Origin of the sequence: Serratia sp. 22278, from assembly GCF_052045405.1 — a bacterium.
GTDB classification, from domain to species: domain Bacteria; phylum Pseudomonadota; class Gammaproteobacteria; order Enterobacterales; family Enterobacteriaceae; genus Serratia; species Serratia marcescens.
The window spans coordinates 16,035-35,026 of record NZ_JBQEOW010000016.1 but is presented as its reverse complement, the minus strand read 5'-3'; the positions used below and the strand labels follow the sequence as shown (position 1 = coordinate 35,026).

The window sequence follows — 18,992 nt, the reverse complement described above, 5'->3', positions numbered from 1 at the left end:
CCGATGAAAACCAGCGAACTTGATAACCTGATCGTCGTTTATTTTGGTCAAGATTATGACCTGATAAATGCAGAGGGCGATATTACTGCGCTGATCGCAGAGTACATTCGTCTGGCGACTCATCAGCAGCGCGAGGCTTTGGTCAATGAGATAGATGAGCTACTGGCGCAGGATAATGTGGAGTCATTATTCAGCCAACGTTTCGGCTTTACCTTCAGCCCGGAGCTATGGGGAACCACGGTTTCCGCATTCCTGCAACAGGCCAGAAGCGCTGCAGTGAAAGCGCTTTGGGCACCATCGTGATTCGCAATCACTTCAGCGAACTCAGTAACTTATTCAGTATTTACTTCGGTCAGGATTATGATCTGTTTACTGATGCCGACACGGCCGAGGGGGTGATTGACGGCTTCCTGGAGCAAAACGGCACTCAAGTCATCCGCGATATCCTCGAGGAGACTAAAGAGTTTCAGGCTACTTATGCAGGGCGTATAAACGAAGGCATGGCGGAGTATTTTTCAGATGAATTTATGCCGGAGAGCTGGGGTACTACCGCGGTAGCGTTCTTTGCCATGTTGCAACGAAAAGCAGAGCAAAAGCTGGGGCAGCTTAAACGAATTTAAGCCCCCCAACCCCCCGGCCCCTACAACCTACCCCAAATCCCCCCCATTGCTGGCGATCACTTTCTTATACCACCAGAACGATTTCTTGCGGGTGCGGGCGAGGGTGCCGTTGCCCTGGTCGTCGCGGTCGACGTAGACAAAGCCGTAGCGCTTGCTCATTTCGCCGGTCGAGGCGGCCACCAGGTCGATGCAGCCCCAGGTGGTGTAACCCAGCACCGGCACGCCGTCGGCGATGGCGTCGGCCATGGCGCGGATGTGTTCGCGCAGGTAGCTGATGCGGTAGTCGTCCTCAATCTCGCCTGCTGCATTGAACTCGTCGTGTGCGCCCAGGCCGTTTTCCACCAGGAACAGCGGCTTTTGGTAGCGGTCGTACATCATGTTCATGGTGATGCGCAGCCCCAGCGGATCGATGCCCCAGCCCCAGTCGCTGCGCGGCAGGTGCGGGTTCGCCAGCGATTTCACCACGTTGGCGGCGCTGCTGTTGTTGTCGTTCATGTCGGCGGAGGCGCAGCGCGAGGCGTAGTAGCTAAAGGAGACGAAGTCGACTGTGTGCTTCAGGATGTCGGCGTCTTCCGGTTCCATGACGATGCTGACGTCTTTCTCACGGAATACGCGGGCGGCGTAGGAGGGGTAAGCGCCGCGCGCCTGCACGTCGATAAAGAACAGGTTCTCACGGTCTTTCTCCAGCGCGGCCCACACGTCTTCCGGCTTGCTGGACCACGGGTAGAAGTTGCCGCCGGCCAGCATGCAGCCCACCTGGTTGGCGGGGTTCACTTCATGGGCGATGCGCGTCGCCAGCGCGCTGGCCACCAGTTCGTGGTGCGCGGCCTGGTATTTCACCTGTTCGGGGTTTTCGTCCGCTTCAAACACCAGCCCCGCGCCGGAGAACGGGCTGTGCAGCAGGATGTTGATCTCGTTGAAGGTCAGCCAGTATTTCACCAGCCCGTCGAAGGCCTCGAAGCAGGTGTGGGCGTAGCGGGTGAAGAACTCCACCATCTTGCGGCTGCGCCAGGAGCCGTATTCGGTCACCAGGTGCATCGGCACGTCGAAATGGCACAGGGTCACCAGCGGCTCGATGCCGTATTGGCGGCACTCTTCGAACAGGCTGCGGTAGAAGGCGATGCCCTCGGGGTTGGGCGTCAGCTCGTCGCCGTTGGGGTAGATGCGGCTCCAGGCGATGGAGGTGCGGAACACGGTAAAGCCCATCTCCGCCATCAGCGCGATGTCGTCGCGGTAGCGGTGGTAGAAATCGATGGCGTCGTGGCTGGGATAAAATTCGTCGTCGCGCAGGCTAAAGCGCTTCTCCAGCCCGAGTTTGACCGCCATGCGGTTGGCGCCGTGCGGGATCATATCGACGGTGGTCAGCCCTTTGCCGCCCTCGCGATAGCCGCCTTCCGCCTGGTTGGCGGCTAAAGCACCGCCCCATAAAAATCCTTTAGGGAATGTTGAATCGGACATGCAATCCTCAATACCCGTCATACTTGAAGCTGCATCCGTGTTGGCTGTGTTCACTCACCCGAATCACTTACTTGTGTAAGCTCATCGGGATTCGCTCTCTTGCCGCCTTGATGCCGCTCCAACTATTTAGGGTATAAATATACGTTAATGCGTTGCGCCGGCGGCGTTCGCCGCCGGTGCGGTTTGGCCGGGCGCGGCGGCGTTTTCCGGCAGATCCTCGAAGCCCAGCATCAGCGTGAGCGCGAACGACAGCACCACCGAGAGCGCCATCACCGCCACCACCCACACGATGCTCATCGGGTTGGCCGGATCGAAGAACTGCACGCTGGTGAACAGCCCGGGCGAGGCCATCGAATGGCTGGCCAACCCGCCGATGCCGGCGACCGCGCCACAGACGAAGCCGCTGATCAGGCTGGCGATCAGCGGCCGCTTCAGGCGTACCGCCACGCCGTACAGCGCCGGTTCGGAAATCCCCGCCACGATGGCGGAAGCGGCGGCGGCCAGCGCGGTCTGGCGCAGCTCGCGGTTCTTGGTTTTCAGCGCCACCGCCAGCGAAGCGCCGCCCAGCGACAGGTTGGCGCCGATCTCCGAAGGCATCACCATGCCCTCTTTGCCGGTCTCGGCGATGGTCTGGATGATGGTCGGGGTAAACACCCGGTGCATGCCGGTGATCACCAGCAGCGGCCAAATAGCCCCCATAATGGCCACGGAAAGCCAGCCCAGGTAGCCGTGCACGGTGTAGACCAGCGCAGAGATGCCGCTGCCGATCCAGATGCCGAGCGGCCCGATAAGCAGAATGGCGACCGGCGCGGCGATCAGCACGATCAGCATCGGCTTGAGGAAGTTCTTGGTCACCGCCGGGGTGATGCGATCCACCCCGCGTTCGATGTGCGACAGGATCCAGGTCATCACCAGCGCCGGGATCACCGTGTAGGTGTATTTCACCGCCGTCACCGGGATGAAGGCGAATTCCACCGCCTGGCCCTGCGCCGCCTTGGCCATCAGATCGATAAAGTTGGGATGCACCAGCACCCCGGCGATAGCGATCGCCAATGACATGTTGGTTTTGAACTTCAGCGCCGCCGAGGCGGCGACCATCACCGGCAGGAAGAAGAACGCGCCGTCGCCGATCACGTTGAGGATGACGAGGGTCGAGGAGCCTTTCTCGAATACCCCGGCCATGTCCAGGATCATCGCCAGCAGCTTCACCATCGAGCCGCCGATGATGGCGGGGATCAGGGGCGACATGGTGCCCACCAGCGCGTCGAGAATGCCGGCGCCGATGCCCTTCAGGGTAAGCTGGCGTTTCACCGGGGCGGCGGGGGCCGCCGCGCCCGGCATGCCGAGCGCCAGCACCGCCTGATAGGCCTTGGCCACCTCGTTGCCGATGATCACCTGGCACTGCTCGCCGCTGTGCACCACGCCCAGCACGCCGTCGATGGCCTTCAGCGCCGGCGTGTCGATCCGCGTTTTGTCTTTCACCACGAATCTCAGGCGGGTCATGCAGTGGGTCACGGCCTCGATATTGCCCGCGCCGCCCAGGGCGGCCACGATGGCGTGCGAGATTTCTGCGTAGTTCTTCGGCATGGCGTGTCGTCTCTCAGATAGCAATTCGGATAGCCTAAAGGCGAATATTTACTGCCTGGGCGATCCGTCGTTCCATCCGTATGAAACGCCCATAAGAAACCGGTTTCACAAAATCATGTATTGGTGTTTTGTGGTTGGCAAGAACTATGGTTTTTGGCGTTGCGTTTTCGTGATCTGGATCGTCAGGGATAAGTGCGCACCGATGTGCAGGGGCGTGAAAACGTTCCAAACGCCGGGCGTCTTGGGTAGACTGCGCTGAACCCATGGATTTTGGCGGCGCACAGATGGCAACGATACTCGAGGTGGCGAAAAAGGCCGGCGTTTCAAAGGCGACGGTGTCGCGCGTTTTGTCCGGCAGCGGCTATGTCAGCGAGGAGAAACGCGCGTTGGTGGAAAAAGCCATCGCGGAAACCGGCTATCGGCCCAACCTGCTGGCGCGCAGCCTGGCGACCAACACCACCCAAACCCTCGGCCTGGTGGTCACCAACACCCTCTACAGCGGCAACTATTTCAGCGAACTGATGGCGCAGTCGGCGCGTATCATGGAGGCGAACGGCCGCCAACTGATCCTGGCGGACGGCAAGCACACTGCCGAAGAGGAGCGGGCCGCCATTCAGTTTTTGCTGGATCTGCGCTGCGACGGGGTGATCATCTATCCGCGTTTTCTGTCGATCGCGGAAATGGACGAGATCGTCTCCCAACACCGCCAGCCGATTCTGGTGATCAACCGGCGGCTGCGGCTGAACGACAGCTACTGCATCTTCAGCGATCAGCACGCCGCCGGCGCGGCGGCGGTGGCGCACCTGATCGCGCGCGGCCATCGCGACATCGCCTTTATCACCGGCTCGCTCGATTCCCCCACCGGGCTGGAGCGGCTTTCCGGCTACAAATCCGCGCTGGCGCAGCAGGGCATCGCGGTTAACGAGGCGTTGATCGTCGAGGGGAAATGGCACGCGCAAAGCGGCGTGGCGGCGGTCGATGCGCTGCTGGCCGGCGGGCAACCGTTCAGCGCCATCGTCGCGGGCAACGACGAAATGGCCATCGGCGCGATGAAGCGGCTGACGGAGCGCGGCGTGGCGGTGCCGGAGGCGGTATCGGTCATCGGCTTCGACGACATCCCGCTGGCGCCCTATACCGTGCCGTCGCTGTCGAGCATGAAGATGCCGGTCACCGAGATGATCCAGGAGACCATCAACCGCCTGCTGTCGATGCTGGACGGCGGCGAGCTGAGCAAGCGCCCCAGCTTCCCGGCCAGCCTGATCGAGCGCGAATCGGTGGCGGCGGGACCGTATTGGGGAAAGGCATAAGCGCGTACCCGCCTTTTTCAGGCGCTACAACGCTTGAATCCGCCTCTTCGACAAAGCAAAAATCCCCAGCGCGCTGCCCAATGCCAGGGCGCTGGCGGTTGCCGTGGATAGCGCGAACTCGCGTGAGTAGGGCAGCAGCAGGCCAACCGCAGAGATGCTGCCCAACAGCAGGCTAAAGAACAGCGCTTTTTTACGATAGGGCGCCTTTAGGTTGAGATAGGCGGCGACGGCGCAGACGATAAGCGTGCCACCGACGACGACCAACAGCGGCAGGATGATGAGCGCCCCGGCGAGGAGATTGGACAGCTCAACGTCCTCCACGCCGGCGTAAGAGACAATAAGAAACATGATGCCGATGGCTAACACCGTGCTCAGTTTGATGACGATATAGGCGCTCGCGCACAGGTTAAGCGCCTTTAATCCTACTATCATCACGTTGTTTGCCATCGTTCATCCTTGAGTTTGCTGGATATGGGCCGTGTTGGCCTGGGGAATGGTTTATCTTACCCCAACCCCCCCAATCCTTCCCCGAATCTCCTCCTCCGGCAGATCCACGCCGATAAACACCAAGGTACTCCGGCGTTCCTCACCAGGCAGCCACTCCCGATCCCAGTCGGCGTTATACAGCCGCTGCACGCCCTGGAACAGCAGGCGGCGCGGTTCGTCTTCGATGGACAGAATGCCTTTGTAGCGCAGCAGGTTGTCGGCGTATTCCAGCAGCAGGCCTTCCATTACTTCGGAGATTTGCATCAGCGGCAGCGGGCGCTCCAGCGTCACGACAATTGAGCGGATGTCGCTCTGCGGCTGCGGGATGCGGCGGAACAGCGGGGCGGGCGGCGTCAGGTTGAGTTTGTCGTTCAGCGTAAAGCCTTCGATGTCGAACAGCACGCTCAGATCGATGTCGCCGTGCGTCACCTGGTAGACCGGCGCGCGGGCGTTCATCCGCTGCAGCCGCTGGATCAGCGCCTCGCAGTCCGGCGCCACGTCGGTTTTGGTCAGCAGGAGGCGGTCGGCGTAGCCCACCTGCGCCTGGGCGATGCTGAACTGGCTCAGCTGCTGCTCGGCGTGCGCCGCGTCCACCAGGGTGATGATGCCGTCCAGCAGGAAGCGCTCGCACAGGATCTCGTGCGAGAAAAAGGTCTGGGTAATCGGGCCGGGATCGGCCATGCCGGTGCATTCGATGATCAGCCGCTCGAACGCCAGTTGGCCGCTGTCGACGCCGTCCAGCAGATCCAGCAGCGCGTCCGCCAGTTCGTTGGACTTGCTGCAGCAGATGCAGCCGTTGCTCAAGGTAGTGATGCGGCTGGCGCGATCGCCGATCAGCGCGTCGTCGATCGGCACTTCGCCGAACTCATTCTCGATGACCGCGATTTTATAGCCGTGTTCGGCGTTCAGGATGTGGCGCAGCAGGGTGGTTTTGCCGGCGCCCAAAAAGCCGGTCAGGATGGTGACTGCAATGGGTTTCATACGGATCCTTGTGACTGCGGGTTAACAGCAGCGCATGCCGCCTTTGCCGTCGCCGCCGTAGCGCGCTTGCTGGCGCTCGCGGAAAAATTCTTTATAGGTCATCACCGGCTTGTCCGGGTGGTTGTCTTTCATGTGCTGGACGTAGGTATCGTAGTCAGGCACGCCCACCAACATGCGCGCCGCCTGCCCGAGGTACTTCCCCGCCTGGCCGAGATTTCCGAACATAAGCCTTCTCCAACTTTACCCTGCATCACTACAGCGCTTGCTTTAGCCTGATATTAGGGGAAGCCGGGGGATGGGGTTCCCGCAGGGATGCCCCACCTCCGGGTCGCCCCGGGTATCTCGATTGCATCGCGCCGCACGGCTGGCATCTTGCGATACGCAGGCCGTGCGGCTTTGGGTACTACTTAACGTTTATTATGCAGGGTATCCGTTAAATCACATCAATGCTGGGTCGAAACTTTGACCTCCCCCTCAGTTACGCCGTCGGCGGGCGCGGCCTGCGGCACCGGCACGTAAGGCGTTTCCTGGTCGGTGCGTTTCGGGTTTTTGTGCGCCGCCAGCGCGGTTTTCACCCCGTAGAAGATGATGCTGTACACCACCAGCAGGAACAGAATGCTCAGCCCGGCGTTGGTGTAGTTGTTCACCACGATGTGGTTCATGTTGGCGATCTGCTGGGCGCTCAGCTCGGCGCCGCCTTCGGCGATCTTGCGTTTGTACTCGCCGGCCAGGAAGAAGAAGCCTTCCAGCTGCGGGTTGTCGCTGAACAGCTTCAGGCCCAGCGCGTAGGTGGTGCAGATCAGCAGCCACACCGCCGGCAGCACGGTCACCCAGATGTATTGCGCGCGCTTCATCTTAATCAGCACCACGGTGCCCAGCACCAGCGCCACGGCGGCCAGCATCTGGTTGGAGATGCCGAACAGCGGCCACAGGCTCTTCACGCCGCCGAGCGGATCCACCACGCCCTGATACAGCAGGTAACCCCACAGCCCGACGCAGCCGGCGGTGCCGACGATGCCGGCCACCAGCGAGTCGGTTTTCTTCAGGAACGGCACGAAGTTGCCCAGCAGATCCTGCAGCATAAAGCGGCCGGAACGGGTGCCGGCGTCCAGCGCGGTCAGGATGAACAGCGCCTCGAACAGAATGCCGAAGTGGTACCAGAAGCCCATGTTGGCGCCCGGAATGATCTGGTGGAACACGTGGGCGATGCCCACCGCCAGGGTTGGCGCGCCGCCGGCGCGGTTCAGCACCGAAGGTTCGCCGATGTCGGTGGCGGTCTGCAGGATCTGTTCCGGGCTGATGACGAAGCCCCAGGAGCTGACCGCCGCTGCCGCGTGCACGGTCACGTCCTTCAGCGAAGCCATGATCATCGGCGCGTCTTCGGTGCCCAGGCGGTGCAGATCCGGCATGGTGATGCCCAGCGCCGCCGGCGGGGTGTTCATGGCGAAGTACAGGCCCGGCTCGATGATGGACGCCGCCACCAGCGCCATGATGGCGACGAAGGATTCCATCAGCATCGCGCCGTAACCGATAAAGCGCGCGTCGGTCTCATTGGCCAACAGCTTCGGCGTGGTGCCGGAGGCGATCAGCGCATGGAAGCCGGAGACCGCACCACAGGCGATGGTGATGAACAGGAACGGGAACAGGGTGCCTTTCCATACCGGGCCGGTGCCGTCGACGAACTGGGTCACCGCTGGCATTTTCAGCTCAGGGTTGAGGATCACGATGCCGATCGCCAGCCCGACGATCACGCCGATTTTCAGGAAGGTGGCCAGGTAGTCGCGCGGCGCCAGGATCAGCCACACCGGCAGCAGGGCGGAGACAAAGGCGTAGCCGATCAGCGTGAAGGTGATGGTGGTGTCTTTAAAGGTCAGCGCCGGGCCCCAGTACGGGTCGTGCGCCACCACGCCGCCGAACCAGATGGCGGCCACCAGCAGCACGATGCCGATGATCGAGACTTCACCCACGCGGCCGGGGCGCAGGTAGCGCATGTAGATGCCCATAAACAGCGCGATCGGCACGGTGGAGCAGACGGTGAACACCCCCCACGGGCTTTCCGCCAGCGCTTTCACCACGATCAGCGCCAGCACCGCCAGGATGATGATCATGATCAGGAAGCAGCCGAACAGCGCGATGGTGCCCGGTATCGGCCCCATCTCTTTTTTGATGATCTCACCGAGCGAGGCGCCGTTGCGGCGCGAGGAGATGAACAGCACCATAAAGTCCTGCACCGCCCCCGCCAGCACCACGCCGCCCAGCAGCCACAGCGTGCCGGGCAGGTAGCCGACCTGCGCGGCCAGCACCGGCCCCACCAGCGGCCCGGCGCCGGCGATGGCGGCGAAGTGGTGGCCGAACAGCACGTTCTTGTTGGTTGGCACGTAGTTGAGGCCGTCGTTGTTGACCACCGCCGGGGTGGCGCGGCCGGCGTCCAGCTTCATCACCCTGGTGGCGATGTACAGGCTGTAGTAGCGGTAGGCCACCAGATACACCGCCACCGAAGCGACGACGATCCACAGCGCGCTGATGTGTTCGCCGCGGCGCAGCGCCACCACGCCGAGGCAGGCTGCGCCGAGTATCCCCAGCAGCATCCACGGAATGTGCTTTAAAATCCCCTCTCGTTTCATGAGGTATCCTTAATTCCAGTCTGCAAAATATGAATGAACTCATCCGCTTGTAAGAGATGTCAGAGTGGCGCGGCGAGCCGTAGCGTCTTTCCCGAGGTAAGGCGGGTTTAGGAACAGCTCATCATCGCCGGGGGTAAGGGGGGAAGACAGGCGTATTTCGCTCAGCGGTCAGATCCGCCGGGTGAACGGTTGGATTGGCGGGGTGAGCGGTTTGTTGCATAACCAACAGCCGCCCGCCAGCCGCTGTTGCCAATGCAGCACCCGCTTTAACCCGCCGGCTTTAAACCTTCGGTTTTTCAGCCGGATGCCTTAACGCGGCGGTTGGCACGCATTCTGCTATCGGATTTATAACCAAAACAAGGTTTTCAATATTTGTAAATCGATAATGGTTATATGCGTGCCGCATCGCGGCGCCAACGAGCAGAGGGAGAGAAGCATGTCAGCAGCAAACCACTCGCAGCAGCCTATTCAGTTCGCCTACTGGGTGCCGAACGTCTCCGGCGGTCTGGTGATCAGCAACATCCCGCAGCGCACCGGTTGGGACATCGGCTACAACCGCAAGCTGGCGCAGATTGCCGAGCGCGCCGGTTTCGACTACGCGCTCACCCAGATCCGTTTCACCGCCGGTTACGGCGCCGACAACCAGCACGAGTCGGTGTCGTTTTCGCAGGCGCTGCTGGATTCCACCGAGAAGCTGAAGGTGATCGCCGCGCTGCTGCCGGGGCCGTGGAACCCCACGCTGGCGGCCAAGCAGATCGCCACCATCAGCCATCTTTCCAACGCGCGCATCGCGGTCAATATCGTCAGCGGCTGGTTCCGCGGCGAGTTCAAGGCCATCGGCGAGCCGTGGCTGGACCACGAAGAGCGCTACCTGCGTTCGGAAGAGTTTATCCGTTGCCTGCGCGGCATCTGGGCCGAGCCCAGCTTCAGCTTCGCCGGCGATTTTTATCGCTATCGCGACTACTCGCTGAAGCCCAAGCCGCTGGATCCGCTGCCGGAGATCTTCCAGGGCGGCAGCTCGCGGGCGGCGCGCGACATGGCGGCGCGGGTTTCGGACTGGTATTTCACCAACGGCAATAGCGTGGAGGGCATTCGCCAGCAGGTGGACGATCTGCAGACCAAGGCCAGGGCCAACCAGCACCGGGTCAAGGTGGGAGTGAACGGCTTCGTCATTGCCCGCGATACCGAGCAGGAAGCGCAGGCGGTGCTGCAGGAGATTATCGATCACGCCAACCCGGAGGCGGTGCAAGGATTCGGCCACGAGGTGAAGAACGCCGGGGCGGCTTCGCCGGAGGGTGAGGGCAACTGGGCCAAATCCTCGTTTGAGGATCTGGTGCAGTACAACGACGGCTTTAAAACCAACCTGATCGGCACGCCGCAGCAGATCGCCGAGCGCATCATCGCGCTGAAAGACGCCGGGGTGGATCTGATGCTGTTGGCGTTCCTGCACTTCCAGGAAGAGGTGGCGTTCTTCGGCCGTGAGGTGATCCCGCTGGTGCGCGAACTGGAGCGCCAGCGGGCGGCGGCCTGAGTTCAGTAAACCTGCCTGGCGTTGATGCCGGCGGGGAAAATGCCGGTGGCGAAAATATGCCCGTTGGCCTGGATCTGGTCGTCGGGCAGCATCTCCAGCAGGAACTCGACTGACAGGCAGCTGAGAAAGGCGTTGCGATCGTCCGTGGTGGTAAAGCCGATCAGATCGTAGAACAGCAGCGAAGCGAGCAGCTGGCGATGTTCCGGGATGCGCCGCAGCAGCGCCGCCGACGGGAACGGCAGGTGGAAGAAGAACGCGCAGGCATTCAGCAGCCCCTGCTCCTTCAACGCCTGGGCGCAGGGCAGCAACTGGTAGTCGTCGATACAGACGATGTCGCCCGGGCACAGGTGCTCGCAGGCGATATCGGCGAAACGGCAGTTCAGCTGCCGGTAAGCGCGGTAGTTTTCCGGCGTGAAGTGCGCCTTCTCCGGCTGGTTGTGGAACACCGGCCACAGGCCGTCGTGGTAGTAGCCCTGATAGTGGCGGCGAAACTCCTCGATCGACAGCGGGAAGGTCACCTGATCGTAACCGGCGCGTTGGCGGCAACTGATCGGGCGCTGCGCGAAATTCTGCACGTCGCCGTTCCAGCCGAGCCACAGCCCCGGTTCGGCGTCGGCCGCCAGCGTCCGGCCGGCGCAGGCCAGATCCTTGCCGTCGCACTGTTTGTTGGAAATCAGCACCAAACGAGACATCGGGTTCTCCTTATCAGTGCAGGGCGCGCGGGGCGTGCGCCGCGCAGTCGGCGCGCCAGGGCGCTTGCAGCACGGGCAGCGTGACGCGCAGGCCGCGCAATGCCGGATGCGCCAGGCAGCAGCGCGTCAGCCAGCTTCCCAGCCCGACGCCGCGGTATTCGGCGCTGACGAACAGCTCGCTCACCGAGGCGAAGGTGGCGTAATCGGTCACCATACGGGCGAAGCCGAGCTGGTGGCGTTTGCGGTACAGGCCAAAGCACAGGCCGTGGCGCGCCAGGCGCTCCGCCGCCGCCCGATCCGGCAGGCTGAGGAAACGCTGGATCGCCTCGATATCCAATAACTGCCGATCGGTGCTGATATGAAAAACGCCTTTGCGCCAGCAGAGCAGCGGCTGTACGGGGGCCAATTGCGGTTGCATGTTCATGATTATCCTTAGGTTAACGAATCAGTGGACGGTTACAGCATCCAGCCGAGTTCGGCGGCGGTGACCTGTTCCTCGAAGCGGCGCAGTTCGGCGCTTTTGCAGGTGTGCCACAGGGTGCAGAACGCCGGGCCGAGCAGCTCGCGCAGCGGATCGCTGTGGCGGAACAGCGCCAGCGCCTCCTGCTGGCCGAGCGGCAAGGGGGCGGCGTTGTCGCTTTCGCAGCCGTTGGCGGCGGGCGGCAGCGGCAGCGGGTGTTCCAGCCCGTGCAGCAGGCCGCCGAGCATCACCGCCAGCGCCAGATAGGGGTTGGCGTCGGCGCCGGCCAGGCGGTATTCGATGCGCTGATTGGCGCTGTCGGCGCAGGGCAGGCGCAGTGCCACCGTGCGATTGTTGTGGCCCCAGGAGGCGCGCAGCGGCACGTGCATGCCGGGGCGGAAGCGGCGAAACGCGTTGATGTTGGGCGCCAGGATCGCCATCGACGCCGGCATCAGCGCCAGCATGCCCGCCATCGCCTGTTGCATGTTGTCGCTCAGTTCGCCCGGCGCGCCGGTCAGCAGGTTCTCGCCGTGCTCGTTCTGCAGGCTGATGTGAAAGTGCAGCCCGCTGCCGGCGGCGTGGGCGCAGGGTTTGGCCATAAAGCAGGCGTGCTGGTGATGCTGCTCGGCAATCTGCCGCGTCAGGCGTTTCAGCGCCATGATCTGGTCGCAGGCTTCCAGCACGCGCCGGCTGTGATGCAGGTTCAGCTCGTACTGGCCGGAAGCGGCTTCGGCCACCACGCCGGTCAGCGGCAGGCTTTGCAGCCGCGCGTGCCGTTCGATGTCGCTCAGCAGCGCATGGTGGCGCTCGGGTGCATCCACCGCGAAGCTCTGCGTCGGGCAGGCTTCCGCCTCGGCGGGGCGCTGCGGATCCTGCAGGTAGAACTCCAGTTCGGCCGCCACCACCGGGAAGCAGTTGCGCTCGTGCAGGCGCTTCAGCACCCGTTGCAGCACCACGCGCGGCTCCAGCTCGCAGGCGTCGCCTTCGGCGTTTTGCATCGTCAGCAGCAGCTGGGCGTGGCGTTCGGGATCGCGCGCGCAGGGGCGCAGCGTGCCGGGCACCGGCAGGCACAAGCGGTCCGGCTCGCCCGCCCGCTGCCCCAGCCCGCTCTCTTCAATCACCCGGCCGTGCAGATCCAGGGCGTAGATTGACAGCGGGAAGTAGCAGCCTTTTTCCAGGCCAAAGGCTTCGGCGATCGGCAACCGCTTGCCGCGCAGCTGGCCGTTCAGATCGTGCAGATAAATATCCAACTGTTCGGTATCCGGATAGCGCTGCAGATAGTGCTCCAGTTCTTTGCGGAAGACGCGTGTCGGCGAAGCGGGCAGCTCCGCCAGCAAAGGATTGAACCCGATGATATTAGAATGCATGGCGCGCTCCAGAACGAAGACCGGTCACGGCCAGAGGCAGGGATAAACGCATGAGACAACTCTCTTGTGAGGCCATAGCGGCGATGTGAAAAGGGTATCTGCGGCGGCAAAAACTGTCTGTAAAAACGCCGTAACGTTAACGGGGCGCGGAATAAAAATGCCGTAAAGAGCGCGGCGGGTTGGCCGGGTCGGCACGGTCTATACTGGCGAGACGGGCCGTGGAAGGAGAGATAACGATGAAGAGAATAGGGTTGCTTATCGCCGCGCTGGCCGCGTTCCACGCCACCGCGTCTTCCCCACAGGCGTGGGCCGAGAGCGAACGGGCGATGCGCTCCGCCTGCCTGAAAGCCAGCGGACTAAAAAACGCCAGGGTGGAAGGGGCGATCGTTCACTACGGTGATGACGTCGGCTATTCGGCGCTGTTTATCGGCGGGCGCTACCCGCAGCCGTTTATGAAAAACCAGCCGGGCAGGGAGCTGTGCTTATATCAGCGCGCCACGCAGAAGGCGGCGGTGCAGGCGGTGGAGGGGGAATAAATAATCCCAGTCTCCTTACTGTAGCTGTATTTCTCCTTTGGGATTAATTCTTAAGTTGAATTCTTTCATGTATTTACGCCTTTCCGTATCGTTATTCATCGAGACGCCGAGCAAGACCGAGTATTCTCCCGCAGCCCAGTTTACCTGCGGATAAGTGACGCATTGCCCTGGTTTCAGATCAGGCAACGGAGTGACTGCTGGTGAGGTCCAGACGATATGCCATTGCCGTTGTTCCTGTCGTGAGACGATCACTCCCCGGTTTTGCAGGCTGTCGCCGCTGCGAACACTGTTGATAGGCACTGCAAAGCAAGGTTGGTTGTCTTTTAGCGAGACATCCAACGGATGGTACCAGGGTTGAGTGGATTGACAGCCGTTCAGTAGCAGTGCGCACAGTAACGAGAGATAAAGTCTTATCATGACAAGGTGTTCCGGTTCTTTGGATTGTTCAGGAAAGCTCGCAATACCCATTCATAGCGTTTTTTGATGTCTGGCCCAATAATGCCACTGTAGTTGGTGATTGCTTGAAAGCCATTGCGTCCGAATTTAGTGAGATAGAAATAGTCTGCAATGATACTTGCCTGTGCCTCCATTCCATAATCGGATAGAAGATGATAATTGGGCAAGGAATACTGATAGGAAACCGCCCAACTAGCCAACCCGCGCAGGCGTACGTTCATGCCTAATTGATATTGCCAGACATGCGCCATTTCATGGATAAACCAATGCTGATCGTAGGCGTTTGCCGTGGCAAAGTCTTCTTTGAAGTGTTTGGGCATAAAATAGAGCGTGCCATTTGGTGTTACGGCCGTATCTTCATGCTGTAAGCCGAAGGGGAAATAGCTGCCGTTATGGACGCGAACGCGCGAGTAATCGACAGCATCTTTGTAGAGCAGTCTGGCCAATGTGATTTCACCGGCCGTAAGTTTTCTGGCGTTTCCTTGAGTTGTGGCCATGGTTTTAATCCGTTAAAACATGAAAAAAATACCATAACGAAAGTTCAGACATGATTAACCCACTTTGTCACAATCTTTTGCGTTCGCTCACAAGACGGAAAGGCAAAGGAGTATTTGGTGTAATTAATTGATTGATATGGAGAATGATTCTATTATTTTGATATTCATTCATAAATAAAAAACCAGGTTGCGTGCTTTATTACCTCGCCAAATCCGCATGTTTTCTTCTCTGGCCGATACTGATGCCGCTGTTCCCGTATCTCGTCGCATTCCATGCTCAAGCCGCAAGGCAATCACCACTGTTTTTTCGAGCTGCCAGGCAAAACGCCAATGGCGTTCTGGATAAAATTATATATTCCGGCCTATCGTTTTTTATAGGCTGTAATCTATAATCAGGCGATACCCCGTGGAAGGCAATGACAAAGGAAGAGTTTACAAGGAGTAACCCATGAGCACCCTAAAGCAACTGCTGGCCTCCCGCACCCCGGAGAGCCGCCGGCGCATCGAGGAAATGGCCGAAGAGATGCTGTTTGAAGCGCACCTGCACCAGCTGCGGGAAGCGCTGAATATTTCCCAACAGGAACTGGCGAAAACGCTGGGCATTTCCCAGCCTTCGGTCGCGGCCATCGAAGGGCGCGGCAATGAGCTGAAGATTTCGACCCTGAAACGCTACGTGGAAGCGATGGGCGGCACGCTGCGTCTGGACATTGAACTGCCGGGTGGCAAGCACGTCGGGTTTACGGTTTAAGCGCAGGTTCTGCGCCACTCCCCGCCATCTCCCGTTCGATCACCGTCGCCAGCGCCTGCGCGGCGGAAGAGAGTTGGTGCTGCGCCAGGCGGATCAGGCCCACGCGCCGCTCGATGATCGGGCCGATCAGCGGCACGCACACCGCCCCCAGCTCATCCATTTGTTGCTCGCACAGCGCCGGCACCGCGCTGGCGCCGAGGCCGTTGGCCACCATGCGCCCGACCGTCACCAACTGGTGGCTCTCAAACGCCACTTCCAGCGTTCGCCCGCTGCGGGCCAGTTCCTGCTCCAGCAGCAGCCGCACCGCCGATGGCCGCTGCAGGGTGATGAAATCCAGCGCCAGCAGTTCCTTCCAGCTCACCTGTGCCTTGCGCGCCAGCGCCGAATCCTTCGGCACCACCGCCAGAAAGCGATCGCGGCACAGCGGGGTGAAGTGCAGGGTGTCGCTCGGCTCCGGCTCGAAGGCGATGCCCATCTCCACCCGGCCTTCGCGGATCATTTCAAACACCTGTTCGTTGATGACGTCGTGCACCGCCACGTTGATGCCGGCATAGCGATCGCGAAACGCCTTAAGGATAGGCGGCAGCGGGTTGCCGGCGAACGACGGCATAGCGGCGATCGCCACCTTGCCCATCTGCAGGGTGAAGCGCTGACGCATCGCCTCTTCCGCGTTGTCCCAATCCGCCAGCAGCTGGCGTGCCATCGGGAAGAAGGTTTCTCCTTCCGGCGTCAGCGTCACCCGGCGGGTGGTGCGCAGCAGCAGCGGCCCGCCCAACGCGTCTTCCAACCCACGGATCGCCAGGCTGAGCGCCGGCTGAGAAATATTCAGCCGCTCGCTGGCCTGGGCGAAATTCAGAGTGTGAGCTACCGCTAAAAACGCGCGTAACTGTTTGATGCTCATTTTCATTTTGGTTGGCGTTAACTCTTTGTTAATTGTCGGTTAACGACTGATTAATAAAAATTCTAAATGAATGCGGCATAAAAACAAAATTAACAAATCATTTTTGTGACCTGAAGATGCCCTCACGCAAGCCAGGGCATTTCGCCCTGCGCCGCAACATGCAGGGGCAACGATATGGCAGGGCTCGACAAACGCGTCGGCAGCTACCAGGAAGCGCTGGCAGGCCTGACGGACAACATGACGGTGCTGGCGGGCGGCTTTGGCCTGTGCGGCATCCCGGAAAATCTGATCGAAGAGATCCGCCGGCGCGGCGTGCGCGGGTTGACGGTGGTTTCCAACAACTGCGGCGTCGACGGGTTCGGCCTCGGGCGGCTGCTGGAAACCCATCAGATCCGCAAGGTGGTGGGATCTTACGTCGGTGAAAACGCGCTGTTCGAACAGCAGGCGCTCAGCGGCGAGCTGGAGGTGGATCTCACGCCGCAGGGCACGCTGGCGGAGAAGATCCGCGCCGGCGGCGCCGGCATCCCGGCGTTCTTCACCGCCACCGGTTACGGCACGCCGATCGCCGAAGGCAAAGAGGTGCGCGAGTTCAACGGCCGCCCCTACATCATGGAAACCGCCATCACCGGCGATTTCGCCATCGTGAAAGGCTGGAAGGCCGATCACTTCGGCAACGTCATCTACCGCCACACCGCGCAGAACTTCAATCCGCTGATGGCGACCGCCGGGCGCATCACGGTGGTGGAAGTGGAAGAGATCGTGGCGCCGGGCGAGCTGGATCCGGCGGCGATCCACACCCCCGGCATTTACGTCGATCGGCTGATCCAGGGCACCTTCGAGAAGCGTATCGAACAACGCACCCTGCGGGCATAAGGAGATTCTCATGCTTACCCGTGAACAAATGGCGCAGCGCGTGGCGCAAGAGTTGAGGGACGGTTACTACGTCAACCTGGGCATCGGCATCCCGACGCTGGTGGCCAACTACGTGCCGGCGGGCATGGATGTGATGTTGCAGTCGGAAAACGGCCTGCTGGGGATGGGCGAGTTCCCGACCGAGCAGCAGCTGGACGCCGACATGATCAACGCCGGCAAGCAGACGGTCACCGCGCGCCTCGGCGCGTCGATCTTCGATTCGGCGCAGTCGTTCGCCATGATCCGCGGCGGCCATGTCGATCTGACCGTGCTGGGGGCGTTTGAAGTGGACGTCGAGGGCAACATCGCCTCGTGGATGATCCCCGGCAAGATGGTCAAGGGCATGGGCGGCGCGATGGATCTGGTGGCGGGGGCGGAGAACATCATCGTGGTGATGACCCACGCCGCGAAGGGCGGCGAGTCCAAGCTGCTGCCGCGCTGCACGCTGCCGCTGACCGGCGCCCGCTGCATCCGCAAGGTATTGACCGATCTGGCCTACCTGGAAATTGAAGACGGCGCCTTCGTGCTGCGCGAACGCGCGCCGGGCGTCAGCGTGGCGGAGATTGTCGCCAAAACCGCCGGCCGGCTGATCGTGCCGGAGCAAGTGCCGGAAATGCGTTTCTGAGACGGGAGGTGAATGTGCAACAACGTGAAGTGGTGATCGTGGCGGCGACGCGCACGCCGGTCGGCAGTTTTCACGGCGCGCTGGCGCCGCTGACGGCGGTGGAACTGGGCGCGGCGGCGGTGCAGGGGCTGCTGGCGCAAAGCGGCGTGCCGCCGCAGCAGATCGATGAAGTGATCCTCGGCCAGGTGCTGACCGCCGGCTGCGGGCAGAATCCGGCGCGCCAGACCGCGCTCAACGCCGGGCTGCCCGTTACGACGCCGGCGCTGACCATCAACAAGGTGTGCGGCTCCGGTTTGAAGGCGGTGCATCTGGCGGTGCAGGCGATCCGCAGCGGCGACGCCGAGGCGGTGATCGCCGGCGGCCAGGAAAGCATGAGCCAGTCGCCTTACCTGATGGCCGGCGCGCGCGCCGGTCTGCGCCTCGGTCACGCGCAGATGGTGGACAGCGTGATCCACGACGGCCTGTGGGACGCGTTCAACGACTACCACATGGGCATCACCGCCGAGAACCTGGCGGAGAAATACGCCATCAGCCGCGCCGAGCAGGACAGCTTTGCGCTGCGTTCGCAGCAGAAGGCGCAGGCGGCGCAGCAGGCTGGGCGTTTCGCGCAGGAGATCACGCCGGTGACGGTGCCGCAGCCGAAGGGGGAGGCGCTGAGAGTTGAGCGCGACCAACAGCCGCGCGACACCAGCCTGGAGGCGCTGGCGCGGCTGCGTCCGGCGTTTCGCAAGGAGGGTTCGGTGACCGCCGGCAACGCCTCGTCGCTCAACGACGGCGCCGCCGTGGTGCTGCTGATGAGCGCGGAAAAAGCCGCTGAGCTGCGCTTGCCGGTGCTGGCGCGCATCGCCGGTTACGCCTCGTCGGGCGTCGATCCGGCGATCATGGGCATCGGCCCGGTGCCGGCCGCGCGCCGCTGCCTGGAAAAAGCCGGTTGGCGGCTGGAGGAAGTCGATCTGATCGAAGCCAACGAAGCCTTCGCCGCGCAGGCGCTGGCGGTGGGTAAAGAACTGGGCTGGGAGGCGGAGCGGGTCAACGTCAACGGCGGAGCGATCGCGCTGGGGCATCCGATCGGCGCCTCCGGCTGTCGCATTTTGGTGTCGCTGCTGTTCGAAATGCAGCGCCGCGGGGTGAACAAGGGGCTGGCGATGCTGTGCATCGGCGGTGGGCAGGGGGTGGCGCTGGCGGTAGAGCGCCCGTAAACAAC

21 protein-coding genes are annotated in these 18,992 nt (G+C 61.8%); 9 read left to right on the top strand and 12 right to left on the bottom strand.

Going from position 1 to position 18,992, the window contains the following annotated elements:
* The first annotated feature begins 3 nt into the window (after positions 1–3).
* Both ACTJJ6_RS21475 and ACTJJ6_RS21470 read left to right on the top strand, forming a co-directional pair.
* Positions 4–303 carry a contact-dependent growth inhibition system immunity protein gene (locus tag ACTJJ6_RS21475; RefSeq protein ID WP_440802815.1) on the top strand — a complete coding sequence of 100 codons (300 nt, stop codon included), beginning with the start codon at positions 4–6 and terminating at the stop codon, positions 301–303.
* A complete protein-coding gene (locus ACTJJ6_RS21470; protein WP_440802812.1) occupies positions 288–620 on the top strand; it encodes a contact-dependent growth inhibition system immunity protein in 333 nt (110 codons plus the stop codon). The genes ACTJJ6_RS21475 and ACTJJ6_RS21470 overlap by 16 nt, the downstream gene beginning before the upstream one ends.
* Before the next feature lie 27 nt (positions 621–647).
* On the opposite strand, the gene ACTJJ6_RS21465 is transcribed toward ACTJJ6_RS21470, so the two are convergent.
* Entirely contained in the window at positions 648–2,078 is a 1,431-nt protein-coding gene (locus ACTJJ6_RS21465) for a 6-phospho-beta-glucosidase (RefSeq protein WP_337055601.1), read from the bottom strand.
* Positions 2,079–2,222: 144 nt separating this feature from the next.
* On the bottom strand, positions 2,223–3,665 hold the full coding sequence (ascF, locus tag ACTJJ6_RS21460; RefSeq protein WP_440802810.1) for a PTS cellobiose/arbutin/salicin transporter subunit IIBC: 1,443 nt from the start codon (positions 3,663–3,665) through the stop codon (positions 2,223–2,225).
* Between the two features lie 284 nt (positions 3,666–3,949).
* On the opposite strand from ascF, the gene ACTJJ6_RS21455 reads away from it, so the two are divergent.
* On the top strand, positions 3,950–4,972 hold the full coding sequence (locus ACTJJ6_RS21455) for a LacI family DNA-binding transcriptional regulator (protein ID WP_282677102.1): 1,023 nt from the start codon (positions 3,950–3,952) through the stop codon (positions 4,970–4,972).
* 24 nt (positions 4,973–4,996) lie between these two features.
* Here the strand turns inward: ACTJJ6_RS21455 and ACTJJ6_RS21450 are convergent, their stop codons facing one another.
* From ACTJJ6_RS21450 to ACTJJ6_RS21435, 4 genes are all read right to left on the bottom strand, one after another.
* Complete coding sequence (locus tag ACTJJ6_RS21450) at positions 4,997–5,419, bottom strand: hypothetical protein (protein WP_337055599.1); 423 nt, start codon at positions 5,417–5,419, stop codon at positions 4,997–4,999.
* Between the two features lie 51 nt (positions 5,420–5,470).
* Complete coding sequence (gene yjiA / locus ACTJJ6_RS21445; RefSeq protein ID WP_440802805.1) at positions 5,471–6,439, bottom strand: GTPase; 969 nt, start codon at positions 6,437–6,439, stop codon at positions 5,471–5,473.
* A 21-nt stretch (positions 6,440–6,460) separates the two neighbouring features.
* The gene (locus tag ACTJJ6_RS21440) at positions 6,461–6,664 is read right to left on the bottom strand and encodes a YbdD/YjiX family protein (protein ID WP_004953088.1); all 204 of its coding nucleotides are present in this window, start codon (positions 6,662–6,664) and stop codon (positions 6,461–6,463) included.
* Positions 6,665–6,882: 218 nt separating this feature from the next.
* A complete protein-coding gene (locus ACTJJ6_RS21435; protein ID WP_079450037.1) occupies positions 6,883–9,063 on the bottom strand; it encodes a carbon starvation CstA family protein in 2,181 nt (726 codons plus the stop codon).
* A gap of 436 nt (positions 9,064–9,499) precedes the next feature.
* Here ACTJJ6_RS21435 and sfnG point away from each other — a divergent pair, with 436 nt between their 5' ends.
* Positions 9,500–10,594: a dimethylsulfone monooxygenase SfnG gene (gene sfnG, locus ACTJJ6_RS21430; RefSeq protein ID WP_004933309.1), complete on the top strand. Its 1,095-nt coding sequence runs from the start codon at positions 9,500–9,502 to the stop codon at positions 10,592–10,594.
* Positions 10,595–10,596: 2 nt separating this feature from the next.
* On the opposite strand, the gene ACTJJ6_RS21425 is transcribed toward sfnG, so the two are convergent.
* From ACTJJ6_RS21425 to ACTJJ6_RS21415, 3 genes are read right to left on the bottom strand one after another with little or no spacing between them, the layout of a single operon-like run.
* Complete coding sequence (locus tag ACTJJ6_RS21425; RefSeq protein ID WP_164052210.1) at positions 10,597–11,286, bottom strand: trehalose-6-phosphate synthase; 690 nt, start codon at positions 11,284–11,286, stop codon at positions 10,597–10,599.
* Positions 11,287–11,299: 13 nt separating this feature from the next.
* Positions 11,300–11,710 carry a GNAT family N-acetyltransferase gene (locus ACTJJ6_RS21420; protein WP_015376489.1) on the bottom strand — a complete coding sequence of 137 codons (411 nt, stop codon included), beginning with the start codon at positions 11,708–11,710 and terminating at the stop codon, positions 11,300–11,302.
* Between the two features lie 32 nt (positions 11,711–11,742).
* Positions 11,743–13,113, bottom strand: a complete 1,371-nt coding sequence (locus ACTJJ6_RS21415) for a glutamine synthetase family protein (protein WP_440802801.1) — start codon at positions 13,111–13,113, stop codon at positions 11,743–11,745.
* Between the two features lie 236 nt (positions 13,114–13,349).
* Between ACTJJ6_RS21415 and ACTJJ6_RS21410 the strand changes: the two genes are divergently transcribed.
* Complete coding sequence (locus ACTJJ6_RS21410) at positions 13,350–13,649, top strand: hypothetical protein (protein WP_049300771.1); 300 nt, start codon at positions 13,350–13,352, stop codon at positions 13,647–13,649.
* Between the two features lie 15 nt (positions 13,650–13,664).
* Here the strand turns inward: ACTJJ6_RS21410 and ACTJJ6_RS21405 are convergent, their stop codons facing one another.
* The gene (locus tag ACTJJ6_RS21405; RefSeq protein ID WP_143779207.1) at positions 13,665–14,066 is read right to left on the bottom strand and encodes a putative T6SS immunity periplasmic lipoprotein; all 402 of its coding nucleotides are present in this window, start codon (positions 14,064–14,066) and stop codon (positions 13,665–13,667) included.
* Positions 14,063–14,602 (bottom strand): hypothetical protein, encoded by a 540-nt coding sequence (locus ACTJJ6_RS21400; protein ID WP_049300770.1) that lies wholly within the window; start codon positions 14,600–14,602, stop codon positions 14,063–14,065. The genes ACTJJ6_RS21405 and ACTJJ6_RS21400 overlap by 4 nt, the downstream gene beginning before the upstream one ends.
* A 448-nt stretch (positions 14,603–15,050) precedes the next feature.
* Here ACTJJ6_RS21400 and ACTJJ6_RS21395 point away from each other — a divergent pair, with 448 nt between their 5' ends.
* The gene (locus ACTJJ6_RS21395) at positions 15,051–15,350 is read left to right on the top strand and encodes a helix-turn-helix domain-containing protein (protein WP_049300769.1); all 300 of its coding nucleotides are present in this window, start codon (positions 15,051–15,053) and stop codon (positions 15,348–15,350) included.
* On the opposite strand, the gene ACTJJ6_RS21390 is transcribed toward ACTJJ6_RS21395, so the two are convergent.
* Positions 15,340–16,257, bottom strand: coding sequence for a LysR family transcriptional regulator (locus tag ACTJJ6_RS21390; RefSeq protein ID WP_197758609.1), 918 nt, complete (start codon positions 16,255–16,257; stop codon positions 15,340–15,342). The genes ACTJJ6_RS21395 and ACTJJ6_RS21390 overlap by 11 nt on opposite strands.
* A gap of 168 nt (positions 16,258–16,425) precedes the next feature.
* Between ACTJJ6_RS21390 and ACTJJ6_RS21385 the strand changes: the two genes are divergently transcribed.
* The 3 genes from ACTJJ6_RS21385 to ACTJJ6_RS21375 are packed head-to-tail and all read left to right on the top strand — an operon-like array spanning position 16,426 to position 18,987.
* Positions 16,426–17,124 carry a CoA transferase subunit A gene (locus tag ACTJJ6_RS21385; RefSeq protein WP_004933280.1) on the top strand — a complete coding sequence of 233 codons (699 nt, stop codon included), beginning with the start codon at positions 16,426–16,428 and terminating at the stop codon, positions 17,122–17,124.
* 10 nt (positions 17,125–17,134) lie between these two features.
* Positions 17,135–17,788 carry a CoA transferase subunit B gene (locus tag ACTJJ6_RS21380; protein WP_015376496.1) on the top strand — a complete coding sequence of 218 codons (654 nt, stop codon included), beginning with the start codon at positions 17,135–17,137 and terminating at the stop codon, positions 17,786–17,788.
* A gap of 14 nt (positions 17,789–17,802) precedes the next feature.
* A complete protein-coding gene (locus ACTJJ6_RS21375; RefSeq protein WP_016929226.1) occupies positions 17,803–18,987 on the top strand; it encodes an acetyl-CoA C-acetyltransferase in 1,185 nt (394 codons plus the stop codon).
* The last annotated feature ends 5 nt before the right edge of the window (positions 18,988–18,992 follow it).